Source organism: Hyphomicrobium sp., assembly GCF_036833075.1.
Taxonomy (GTDB): domain Bacteria; phylum Pseudomonadota; class Alphaproteobacteria; order Rhizobiales; family Hyphomicrobiaceae; genus Hyphomicrobium_C.
This window is the reverse complement of record NZ_DAITQL010000040.1, coordinates 24,615-36,246: the sequence shown is the minus strand read 5'-3', so window position 1 is coordinate 36,246 and position 11,632 is coordinate 24,615. Positions and strand designations below refer to the sequence as shown.

At 66.6% G+C, this 11,632-nt stretch carries 11 protein-coding genes; 7 read left to right on the top strand and 4 right to left on the bottom strand.

Annotated features, from left to right (window positions below; all coding sequences use genetic code 11):
• The 4 genes from idi to V7082_RS12820 all read right to left on the bottom strand — a co-directional run.
• A partial coding sequence (gene idi, locus V7082_RS12835; protein ID WP_334149121.1) for an isopentenyl-diphosphate Delta-isomerase occupies positions 1 to 491 on the bottom strand: 491 nt, incomplete at its 3' end.
• Positions 492 to 504: 13 nt separating this feature from the next.
• Complete coding sequence (locus tag V7082_RS12830) at positions 505 to 1,881, bottom strand: nucleotide pyrophosphatase/phosphodiesterase family protein (protein ID WP_334149119.1); 1,377 nt, start codon at positions 1,879 to 1,881, stop codon at positions 505 to 507.
• Positions 1,882 to 1,907: 26 nt separating this feature from the next.
• Positions 1,908 to 2,375: a c-type cytochrome gene (locus tag V7082_RS12825; protein WP_334149117.1), complete on the bottom strand. Its 468-nt coding sequence runs from the start codon at positions 2,373 to 2,375 to the stop codon at positions 1,908 to 1,910.
• 141 nt (positions 2,376 to 2,516) lie between these two features.
• Entirely contained in the window at positions 2,517 to 3,920 is a 1,404-nt protein-coding gene (locus V7082_RS12820) for a PQQ-dependent sugar dehydrogenase (protein WP_334149116.1), read from the bottom strand.
• A gap of 527 nt (positions 3,921 to 4,447) precedes the next feature.
• Between V7082_RS12820 and V7082_RS12815 the strand changes: the two genes are divergently transcribed.
• The 7 genes from V7082_RS12815 (at position 4,448) to V7082_RS12785 (ending at position 11,610) form a co-directional block, all read left to right on the top strand.
• The gene (locus V7082_RS12815; protein ID WP_334149115.1) at positions 4,448 to 5,656 is read left to right on the top strand and encodes a 3-dehydroquinate synthase; all 1,209 of its coding nucleotides are present in this window, start codon (positions 4,448 to 4,450) and stop codon (positions 5,654 to 5,656) included.
• Entirely contained in the window at positions 5,656 to 6,855 is a 1,200-nt protein-coding gene (gene eboE / locus V7082_RS12810) for a metabolite traffic protein EboE (protein ID WP_334149114.1), read from the top strand. Before V7082_RS12815 ends, eboE begins: the two co-directional genes overlap by 1 nt.
• Positions 6,852 to 7,529: a UbiA family prenyltransferase gene (locus V7082_RS12805; RefSeq protein WP_334149112.1), complete on the top strand. Its 678-nt coding sequence runs from the start codon at positions 6,852 to 6,854 to the stop codon at positions 7,527 to 7,529. Before eboE ends, V7082_RS12805 begins: the two co-directional genes overlap by 4 nt.
• Before the next feature lie 11 nt (positions 7,530 to 7,540).
• Positions 7,541 to 8,425: an EboA domain-containing protein gene (locus V7082_RS12800; RefSeq protein ID WP_334149110.1), complete on the top strand. Its 885-nt coding sequence runs from the start codon at positions 7,541 to 7,543 to the stop codon at positions 8,423 to 8,425.
• A 31-nt stretch (positions 8,426 to 8,456) separates the two neighbouring features.
• On the top strand, positions 8,457 to 9,350 hold the full coding sequence (locus tag V7082_RS12795) for a TatD family hydrolase (protein WP_334149108.1): 894 nt from the start codon (positions 8,457 to 8,459) through the stop codon (positions 9,348 to 9,350).
• Between the two features lie 208 nt (positions 9,351 to 9,558).
• Positions 9,559 to 10,944: a hypothetical protein gene (locus V7082_RS12790; RefSeq protein WP_334149106.1), complete on the top strand. Its 1,386-nt coding sequence runs from the start codon at positions 9,559 to 9,561 to the stop codon at positions 10,942 to 10,944.
• Positions 10,945 to 11,136: 192 nt separating this feature from the next.
• Positions 11,137 to 11,610, top strand: a complete 474-nt coding sequence (locus V7082_RS12785; protein ID WP_334149104.1) for a VOC family protein — start codon at positions 11,137 to 11,139, stop codon at positions 11,608 to 11,610.
• Positions 11,611 to 11,632 lie beyond the last annotated feature (22 nt).

Genomic DNA, 11,632 nt, shown 5'->3' with positions numbered 1-11,632 from the left:
TAGCGCTGGAACCAGACGCTGAAGCGGTCGGGTGCCGTTGCGATGTCGCGCTGGATCCGGTCCGGGGCGCACCAGCGATAGTCCTCCGCCTCCGTCGGGTCGGGGGTGACGGGCCCGTCGTAGCGGCCGCGGAACACGTGCACGACCTCGTTCTCGCTGAGACCGTTCTCGAAGCTTGCGTGATACTGCACGATGCCGAGCCATTCGAGCGGACAGGCAAAGCCCATCTCCTCGCCGAGGCGGCGCAGGGCGGCGGCCTTGACGCTCTCGCCGGGGCGGGGATGCCCGCAGCAGGCGTTGGTCCAGACCCCACCCGAATGATACTTCGCCGCGGCCCGCTTCTGCAGGAGCTGGCGCCCCTCGGAATCCCACACGATCACCGAGAACGCGCGGTGCAGGAGACCGCGGCGATGGACGTCGATCTTCTCTGCTGACCCGGTCACCTGGTCCGCGGTATCGACCAGGATCAATCGCTCCTCGCGCGCCTCCACGGTCCGTGCTCCCTCAAGCCTCGAAGATATGGGCCAGCATCAGGTCCTTGACGGCCCGCGCATCGACGGCGCCCTCCGGCACGAGGTGGGGCGCCGACGACAGGAAGACCGGGCCATGCTGCTCGGGCCCGCCCGCCAGCCCGTGCGAGCCCCGGACGAGCGTGGCATCGAGCGGAATGACATCCATGAGCGTGCGCAACCCGAGCGCCTTTTTGGCGAGGCGCCAGCCGATCGCGAGCTTGGGATGGCGGATCTGCGGGTCGACGAACAGCTCCACCGGGTCATAGCCGGGCTTCTTGTGGATGTCGACGGTGCGGGCGAAGTCCGGCGCGCGCGCGTCGTCGCGCCAATAGTAGTAGGTGAACCAGGCGTCGGCCTCGGACAGGGCGACCAGCTCGCCCGAGCGGTCGTGGTCGAGCCCCCAATCCGCCTGCTGGCGCCGGTCGAGAACGTGGGCCACGCCCGGCAGCTCCCCGAGGGCCGCGCGCGCGGCCGGCAGATCGCGTGCGTCGCGCACGTAGACATGCGCGATCTGGTGATCGGCGAGGGCGAAGGCGCGGCAGCGCGGGATGTCCAGAATCTCGCCGCCATCCTCCTCGCGGATCGCGAGCAGGCCCGCCTCCCGCAGGGCGCGGTTGATGTGAAGCGGGCGGCGCACGGGCGTGATGCCGTACTCGGAGAGCACGATGATGCGGCGGCCGCGGGCGGCCGCGGCGTCGATCAGGCCGCCGGCGACCCGATCGATCTCCACAAGCTCCTTGGGGATCTCCGGATGGTCCGGCCCCAGCCGCTGCAGGGCGTAGTCGAGGTGGGGGAGATAGACGAGGGTCAGCGTCGGATCCCGCGTCTCGATGACATGGCGGGCGGCGTCGGCGATCCAGCGGCTCGACTCGATCGTCGTCGCCGGGCCCCAGAACCGGAACAGCGGGAAGACCCCGAGCTTGTCGGTCAGCTCGGCGCGCAGCTCCGGCGGGTCGGCATAGCAGTCCGGCAGCTTGCGCCCGTCGGCCTTGTAGATGGGGCGCGGCGTGACGGCGAGGTCCGTCGAGGCCGCCATCGCGTACCACCAGAAGAGGTTGGCGCAGGTGAAGCCCGGATCGCGCGCCTTGGCGGCCTCCCAGACGCGCTCGCCGCTTACCAGACGGCTCGACTGGCGCCACAGCCAGACCTCCATCAGGTCGCGGAACAGCCAGCCGTTGGCGACGATGCCGTGCTCGCGCGGCAGGCGCCCGGTCACGAACGTCGCCTGTGCGGAGCAGGTGAGGGCGGGCGTGACGGTCTTGAGCGGGCGCACGCCGCCCACGGCCGCGAGGCGGGAGAGGTTCGGCGTGTGGGGCCCGAGCAGCGCCGGCGTCAGTCCGACAACATTGATGACAACGGTCGGAACCATGCCCTGCTGTCTCGCCTCGGCCGCCGTTATTTCTTCAGCGTATGGATGTAGGCGATCATCTTGAGCATCTCGTCCTGCTTCACGCCGCGCTCGGAGAACGAGCGCATGGCGCCGGACGCGCCGGAATGGATGATCTCGAACATGCCGACGTCGGTGTTGGCGCGTGCGTTGACGTAGATGTCGTCGATCAGGCTCGGTCCCATGCCGCCGCGCCCGTCCTCGAGATGGCAGGCCTGGCAGTGCTCCTCGTAGAGCGCCTTGCCGGCGGCCACGGCCTCGGCATTGCCGCTGTAGGGGTTGACGCCGTCCTTGTAGAACGATTTGACCGCATCGGTGAGCTCCTCGCCCTTGATCGGGGCGAGATCGAGGGCGGAATCGTCGAGGGCGTGACGGAACTCGACGTCGGCCCGGACAGGCCCGGCGGCCGTCAGGGAGACGAGGGCGATTGCGGCTGCGGCAGCGACAGCGGGAAGGACCTGGAGTTTGAAAGCCATGAAGCGGGAACCTGTCTCAAGAGAAGCATAGAAGCGGGCGGGGGCTCGGCAGAGTGAAGGCCCTCGCGCGGATAACGCGAGGACCTTCCTTTTCGTTCAGGATGCGCGCCAGGACGCCTGGTGCGCCCCGACGCTTCCTTGCTACTTCTTCGTCTTGGCGACCTCGGCCCCCTCGGGAACCTTGTCGGCTGCGACGATCCTCCAGAGCGCGCCCGGCGGGTTTGCCGCTGCGCCCTTGTCGTCGAGGTAGAAGCAGTTGCAGTTGACCGCCAGCACCGAGCCGTCCTCGTCGTTGTTGCCGGCCGTGAACTGGAGCGCCGTCTGCGCCAGCTCCTGCATCTGCCACTTGCTGCCGTCCCAGCCGGTGGCGAACACGCGGCCCGAGCACCAGTCGCCCGTCAGGTAGGCGCTCTCGAGGCCGGCGTAGTTGGCGACGCCGAGACCCATCACCGAGCAGCCCCACCCATCCTTGAGCTTCTCAGCGCCCGGATAGGGCTCCTGATGCGGATACTGGCTCACGGGAAGCACGCCGACGATCGGGCACTTGTCGTCCGGACCCGTCATCGGATGGCAGTTGGTGCCCATGTTGTGCTTCCAGCCGTAGTTCTCGCCGCCCTTGCTCGAGGCCGGCTGCCAGTCGATCTCCTCGAGATGGTTCTGGCCGACGTCGGCGATGAAGAGGCCGCCCGTCTTGGCATCGAAGTGGAAGGCGTAGGGGTTACGCAGGCCGTAGGCCCAGATCTCGCCGCGCGCACCCATGTGGATCTTCGAGAAGCCCTCCTCGGTGATGCCGAAGAGCGTCATCATGCGATCCTGATAGGCGGTCGCCCACGAGTTGTCCTTGGGGATCTTGTAGGCCACGTCGTCCGGCGTATCGACGTCGATGCGGAGCATCTTGCCCCACAGCACGTTCTTGCTCTGGCCGGCGTCGAGCGGGTCGCCTTCCCAGCCGGCGTCGCCCTTGCCGATGTAGAGGTAGCCGTCGGGGCCGAACTGGATGCCGCCGCCGTAGTGATTGTAGTAGGGCTGCGGGATGTTCATGATGACCTTGACGGTCTTGTTCGCGTGCTCGACCGAGACGACATCCGGGTTCGCCGTATCAACCGTATAGCGCGCGACGATGTGGGCGCCGTTGAACGGCAGCGACGCATAGCTGACGTAGAAGTGGCCGTTCTCCTTGAACTTCGGATGGAACGCGATGGCCCACAGGCCCTGCTCCACGAAGCCGGTCTGGACCTCGCTGCCGAGCGGGCTGTTCTTCGTGAGGTCGAGGAACGGCTTCTCGTTCACCTTGCCGTCTTTGTTGACGATCCGGATCGTGCCCTGACGCTCGACCACGAAGATGCGGCCCGTGCCGTCGCGGGCCGAGGCAACGCCGACGGGATCCAGGAAGCCGTCGGCAACCTTCACCAGAGCGATCTTCGCATTCCCCGGCAGCTTCCCGCCAGGGCGGGCGACCTGGTCGGCTGTCTTCGGTACTTCCTGCGCAACAGTCGCGTACGACCCCGTTACGAGGAAACCAGCCGCCAGTATCGAAGCGGACATCTTGAACCGCATTCGCATTTTGGACGTTCTCCCATTTCGCATTCGTATTGAAACCGATGATGTTTTGCGCGTCCACGGATAATCTGTGGGGCGCGAAACGCGTGCGCAGCGTGGAAATTCGCATGCGGCGCTTGCGGGGCAGTCCCGACACGCCATTTTATTCAGCAACGAAATTATGCCCAATGGCAATCAAGAAAATTTGACACTTGCGGAATTTCCGGCGCCAGGCGCTCCAGGGGGTGCCCGATGGGCGATTGTCCTGAGCGCGCGTGGGAACTTATCCCTAGCACGCCCGCGTGCTGTCGTGTTCCGGGTGGGGCAGGCTTGTACGGCCCGGCCGGCCGGGTCTCTCATGAGACGGCGAGAGAGTGTTGCCAGCGCTCGCCAAATGAGCATAGCTTCGGGCGTCGCGTTCGCCCTCCGGCATTGGCGCGCAGCAGGCGTGTGGATATTCCGAAAGAAATTCGGGATTTTTACCCGTGCAAAAAGAATTCCGAGGAGGGGTACAGCATTCGTGAGGAGACGTCGTGTCACGTGATTTCGCCTTGGCTCTTCCTGCGTTTCATTCTGAAAATAACGCGCGGCTCTTTTCTCAGCGCTTTTCCGTTTCCTTCGACTTTGCCGTTGCCTTTACGCGGGACGTCTTCCGCGAGCACAACGAGACGCTGATCGAGGTGCTCGGCGACCGGGCTGGCCGCGGCGAGCACCTGTTGGCCTTCGTTGTCGATGACGGCGTCGAGCGGGAGATGCCGGATCTCAAGCGGCGTATCGCCTCTTATGTGGCGGCGCATCCGGGCCTGAAGCTCGCCGGCCCGATCGAGACCATTGTCGGCGGCGAGACGGCGAAAAACGATCCCACACACGTCGCCTATCTGCAGGAGCGTTTCGTCGCGCTCGGGCTCGACCGGCATTCCTATGTTATCTGCGTCGGCGGGGGCGCGGCGCTCGATCTCGTCGGCTATGCGGCAGCCACCACGCATCGCGGCATTCGCCACATTCGCATTCCGACCACCGTGCTTGCCCAGAACGATTCCGGCGTGGGCGTGAAGAATGGCATCAACGCCTTCGGCATGAAGAACATGCTCGGCACGTTCGCGCCGCCCCATGCGGTGATCAACGATTCGGCGTTCATCGACATTCTGCCCGGGCGCGACAAGCGGGCCGGCATGGCGGAGGCGGTCAAGGTCGCTTTGATCCGCGATGCGGCCTTCTTCGCGTGGCTCGAGGAGCAGGCCGAGGCGCTGGCGCTGTTCGCCTCCGAGCCGCTCGAGCGGCTGATCCGGCATTGCGCTCTGCTGCACATGCGCCAGATCGCGCACGGCGGCGATCCCTTCGAGCGCGGCAGCGTCCGGCCGCTGGATTTCGGCCATTGGGCGGCCCACAAGCTCGAGGTCCTATCGGGCTATGAGCTGCGCCATGGCGAAGCCGTCGCGATCGGCATCGCGCTCGACACGCGTTACTCGGTTCTCGCGGGCCTGCTGCCGGCGGGCGAGGATGTCCGGATCTGCCGTCTGTTGCGGCGCCTGGGGTTCAATCTGTGGCACGCCGCCTGCGATCAGCGGGACGGCACGGGTGCGCGCGTCCTCCTCAAAGGGCTCGAGGAATTCCGCGAGCACCTCGGCGGCGATCTCACCATTACGCTCCTTTCGGAGATCGGAACCGGCGTCGAGGTGCACGAGATGGACACGGCGCTCATCGGGCAGGCGCTGGACTGGCTGCGGTCGGAGGAGACTTGATGGAGCTGGCGCTTCCTGGACGTCCCCACCTGACCTATTGCACCAACATTCATGCTGGCGAGAGCTGGGCGGACATCCGTGCCGCCCTGGCGCAGCATCTGCCCGTCGTCAAACGGGAGGTCTCCGCGGACCGGTCCATGGGCGTGGGCCTCAGGCTCTCGGCGCTCGCCGCGCAGGAGTTATCGGCTCCGGACACGCTCGTCGAGCTCCGGCGCTTTCTCGCGGACGGCGGGTTCTACGTCTTCACGATCAACGCCTTTCCTTATGGGAGCTTCCACGGCACGCGCGTGAAAGAGCGCGTCTATCAGCCCGATTGGCGCACCCCGGAGCGGTTGGACTTCACCAATCAGGTGGCGACGATCCTGTCGGATCTGGCGCCGGAGGGACTGCCGGCCAGCATCAGCACCGTGCCCGGTGCGTTCAAGGCCGAGATCAAGAGCGCGACGGATATCGACCGGATCAGCGAGGGGTTTGTGCGCGCGGCCGCTCATCTGCACGGCATCTTGCAGGCGACGGGTCGGACGATCGTGCTCGCCATCGAGCCGGAGCCCGCCTGTTTCCTGGAAACGACGGACGAGGCCATCGCCTATATCCGCGACCATCTCCTCTCGCGTGCCGCCTGCCAGGCCTTCGCGAGCCTCACGGGCGTTCCGGTCGCGGACGCGGAGGCATGTCTCCGGCGCCATATCGGCCTGTGCTTCGACGTCTGCCATTCGGCGGTCGCATTCGAGGAGACGGTGCCGGCGCTGGAAGCGGTTCGTGCCTCCGGCATCGCCATCGCCAAGCTTCAACTCAGCGCCGCTTTGAAGGTGAGCGCGGAGGCCGCTCATTTCGAGCGCCTGCTCGGGCGCTTCGACGACGGCATCTATCTCCATCAAACCGTCCAGCGGCGCGATGGCGCGCTTGCGCGCTACACCGACCTGCCGGACGCGTTCCTGGCGGCGCGGCAAGGCGTGGGCGGCGGCGAATGGCGGGTGCACTGCCATGTGCCCGTCTTTGTCGATCGTTTCGAGGATCTCGGCTCGACGCAGCAGAACCTGCGGGAGGCGCTCGCGCTCTGCCGCGTGCAGGAGGTCTCGCCGCATCTCGAGGTCGAGACCTATACCTGGGGCGTTCTTCCGGATGCGCTGAGGTCGGCGGAGATGGCCGGCGATATCGTGCGCGAGATCCAATGGGTGCGCGCGGAGCTTGGCGCGTGACACCGATCATTGCGCTCGTGAGGCTCGCCCGGATCTCCAACCTGCCGACGATCTGGAGCAACGTGCTGGCCGCATCCGTTCTCGCCGGCGGCATGGAGGCGTCCGGGCTCGCGATCGTGCTGCTCGCGATGTCGCTGCTTTACACGGGCGGCATGGTGCTGAACGATGCGTTCGACCGGGAGATCGATCGGCGCGAGAGGCCGGAGCGTCCGCTGCCGTCCGGTGCGATCACGCCGTTCGCGGCGTTCGCCGTGGGGGGCGGGCTTCTCCTCGCCGGCGTGCTCGGCCTTGCGAGCTTCGGCACGGAGAGTGCGCTCGCGGGGCTGGCGCTCGCGGGCACCATTCTGGCGTACGATGCCTGGCACAAGGGCAACCCGCTCTCGCCCGTTCTCATGGGGCTGTGCCGGGGGCTCGTTTACATCGGGACGGCCCTGGCGGCGCAGGCCGCGCTCTCGGGGCCGATCCTCGCCGCGGCGCTCGCGCTGCTCGTCTATGTGGTCGCGCTGACCGAGCTGGCCAAGCGCGGCGTCGGGCATGTCGGCGCCCTGATCGCGGCGATCGCCCTCGTCGATGCCGCCATTGCGGCTGCGGCCGGGCATGGTATGGCTGCACTGATCTGCGTGGCCTGTTTCGTCCTCACCCTGGTCTTGCAGCGCTTCGTTTCTGGAACATGACGATCGACCTCATGGCGAACACCCATTCTTCTTCTACCGACCCCGAGAGGCACAACGCGCTTCTGCGCGGCTGGCTCGCGCCGCGCCTGCCCGAGGCCGCGATGGCGTGGCTCGATCAGCAGACCGCGCTCATCGCGGGCGGGGCGCGCCGCCAACTGGGGATCGCCATCGGGCTCGCCCCGCGCAAGGTCGGCAAGGCCGATTTGAACCTCACGCCGCAGGAGATGGAAGCCGGCCGCGCGGTTCGCCCGGATCTGGATGCCACCGGCTGGAGCGTCGATCAGGCGGCCCGCATCCTTCTCGTGCTCGCCTGCTACACCGGCAACGACGAGGACTTCGCAACCGAGCTTCATCGCTTCTTTTCGACGGCGGAGATCGGAGAGCAGATCGCGTTGCTCCGGGGCTTGCCGCTTCTCCCCGCGCCCGAGCGCTTGCTGCCGACGGCGACCGAAGGTGTCCGCTCGGCCATGCAGCCGATCTTCGAGGCGGTCGCGCATCGCAATCCCTATCCGCGCGAGCGCTTCAGCGAGGCGCAGTGGAACCAGATGGTGGTGAAAACCCTCTTCATCGGCAGCCGTCTCGCGCCGATCCAGGGCCTGGATGCGCGGCGCAACGGCGAGCTTGCTGAGATGCTCATCGATTATGCCGCCGAGCGCCGGGCGGCCGGCCGGACGATCTCGCCCGAGCTTTGGCGGTGCGTGGCGCCGTTTGCGACGGACGCGGAGGTCGCTCTCCTGGCCGGCATTCTCCGCGACGGCACCGAGGCGGAGAAGGCGGGCGCGGCTCTCGCGCTTGCCGCGTGCCCGCGTGGCTCGGCGCAAGAGGCGCTGGCCTCTGCCGGCGAGCTGGCCGCAGCCATCCAAGCGGGACGCCTCACCTGGGACGTGGTCGCCTGACCTCCGCAACAGTATCTCCTGGAGACCTTCGATGTTCATCGATCCCCATGCTCATATGATTTCCCGCACCACCGACGATTACGAGGCCATGGCGAAGGCCGGCGTCGTCGCCGTCGTCGAGCCTGCGTTCTGGATCGGCCAGGCGCGCACGAACGTCGGGAGCTATGCGGATTATCTCTCGCACATCCTCGGCTTCGAGCGCTTTCGGGCGGGGCAGTTCGGCGTGCGCCACTACTGCTGCATCGGCCTCAACTCCAAGGAGGCCAACAACGAGGCGCTGGCCGAGGCCGTGATGGCGATCCTGCCTGAGTTCGCGGTCAAGGAGGGCGTAGTGGCCATCGGCGAGATCGGTTACGACGAGCAGACGGCGCTCGAGGACAAGTATTTCCGCCTGCAGCTCGATCTGGCGCGCGATCTCGACCTTCCCGTCATGATCCACACGCCTCATCGTGACAAGAAGCGCGGGGCCTCGCGCTCGATGGACGTCATCCTCGAGCACAAGCTCGATCCCGCGCGCGTGGTGATCGATCACGTCAACGAGGAGACGATCCAGGAGGTCAAGGACCGCGGCTTCTGGGCGGCGTTCTCGATCTATCCGCACTCCAAGATGACGGCGGAGCGCATGGTCGCGCTGGTCAAGGGCTATGGGCCGGAGCGGCTGATCGTCGATTCCGCGTGCGACTGGGGCGTTTCCGATCCGCTGTCGGTGCCGAAGACTGCGAGCCTGATGGCCGAGCAGGGCCTCTCCGCCGACGCCATCCGCCTCGTGACCTATGCCAACGCGCTCGCGATCTACGGACAGAGCGGGCAGATGAGCGAAAGCGACTGGCTCGCGCCCGCCGGCATCGACCAGCGCACGCTGTACCAGGGCAACAGCGTGCTGCGGGGCGGGCAGGTGCCGCGCATCTCGGATCCGGCCGATTAGCGCGCCGTGTCATGAGCCCCTGAGGGAATTGATCGTTTCCGTGTTCCTCGCCGGCGCCGTGGCGTCAGTGGCGCTACGTCGAGCCGAGCCGAGCCGTTCCGCCCAAAAAGTATTTGGCCGGACGATGCCGCCGCGCTAACCGAAGATCCAGGGGAACGCGAGGCCCGGTCACGCGCCAGGATCGGCGCCGCGCCGGCAGAGGGGCAGCATGGCGACGATTGTGACGGTTCACGGGACGTTTTCCAGCGGACCTCTGGAGGGGCAGAAGTGGTGGCAGCAGGGGAGCGCCTTTGCCTGCCGGCTTCCCGAGCTGATCGAAGGCACCGATGGCCAGCTCGTCATCGCGCCGTTCGTCTGGACGGGGTTGAACAGCGAGACGGCGCGGCGGCGCGCGGGGGGAAGCCTGGCGAAGCGGCTCGCGGAGCTCGAGGCGCGTGGCGAGCCCTATGCCGTGATCGGGCACAGTCATGGCGGGTCGGTGGTGAGCACCGCTTTGCTGCATGCCGCGCGCAACCAGAGGCCGCTGCCGGCGCTGCAACGCTGGATCACGATCGGCACACCGTTCATCAAGACGGAGCGCCAGCGCTTCCTGTTTTCGCGGCTCGGCGTGTTCGGCAGGGCGATCTATCTGACGCTGCTGATGTTCCTCTTCCTGGGCGGGCTGATCGCGATGGGCGGATCGGTCGACAACGAGGTCGGTGCGTGGGTGTTGCTGATCGCGACGTTCTTTGTCCCGCTCGCTCTCTTCTACGGGGTGCTGCGGTTTCAGGAGCGGCGCCGCTCGCTGGGCTTCAATCCGCGGCTGCTTGGCTTTGCCGAAAAGCACTTCGCCGATCGATGGTTTCCGCTCTGGCATGCGAAGGACGAGGCCGTGCAGTGCCTCAAGGCCGTGAAGCGCCTGGACCTTGCCATCTTTCCCCGGCATTTCGCGGCTTCGGCGCTCAACCTGCTGACGGTCGGCCTTCTTCCGCTGCTGGCCCTGCTCGCGCTCAATTCGCCATCGATCATGAACGCGATCGCGAGCCGGGTGTTTTCGATCATCGAGCCGTCTGCGGTTGCTGAGCTCTACCCGTCCGGGGGCACGAACATCTTCGAGAACGCCGCGGTGCTGTTTCTCGGTGTGATCGTCATCCCCGCCAATCTTCTGTTGCCGGGCGTCCGGTTCGATGAGGCGCCGATGCTGGCGCAGATCGGCCTCCTGGTGTTCGGGATTACGCTTCTCGTGGGAGCGGCCTACGTGCTGGCGCTCGTGTCCAGCGCCATCGCCCGGCTCGTCAGCCACGGCTTGAGCATCATCCTCAATCCGTTGACGTTGGCGCAGCTCAAGGCCGCCACCTACGGCAGCGACACGCAAGAGGACTTCGCGATCGATGCGAGCGCGTGGCCGGTGTGGCTGACGCGCGGCTTTCCTCCGCTGCCGGCTGAGGTCGCGGACGGCATCGAAACGGCGAGCGACCGCGCCATCGGGACGGCGATCCCCAAGTTCCGCAACATCGTCGACAGCTTGACGGCGGCGGAAACCTCGGAGGCGACGTCGAACGTCATTGCCGACTATCTGACCTGGCAGGAGCTGATCCACACGTCCTATTTCTAGCACGACAACTTCGTAAAACTGGTTGCCTTCGCGCTGTGTCAGACCGAGGGCTTTCGGCCGACAGCGGCTTTTGCATCGGATCCGGCGGCCGCCGATATCGGTTTAGCTTATGCCTCGATCCAGGAGGGGGCGCGGGAGACAGCATAGTGCCCGCGCGATGCTGCCGATCGGTCTGACGTGAAAGGATAAGCCATGTCCAAAAATACGATTTGCCTCTGGTACGACAAGGATGCCGAGGCCGCGGCCCGCTTCTATGCCGAGACTTTTCCTGACAGCGCCGTGGGTGCGATCCATCGCGCGCCCAGCGACTATCCGTCCGGCAAGGCGGGAGACGTGCTGGCGGTCGCGTTCACGGTCTTCGGGGTGCCGTGCCTCGGGCTCAACGGAGGGCCGGCCTTCAAGCACAACGAAGCGTTCTCGTTCCAGATCGCGACCGACGATCAGGAGGAGACCGACCGCTATTGGAACGCCATCGTCGGCCATGGCGGGCAGGAGAGTGCGTGCGGCTGGTGCAAGGACAAGTGGGGCATCTCCTGGCAGATCACGCCGCGCGTGCTGACGGATGCCCTGGCTGCGGGCGGCGCCGAGGCGAAGCGTGCGTTCGAGGCGATGATGACCATGCGGAAGATCGATGTCGCCGCGATCGCGGCGGCTCGGCGCGGCTGATCGCGTCGCATTCGTGCGCCTG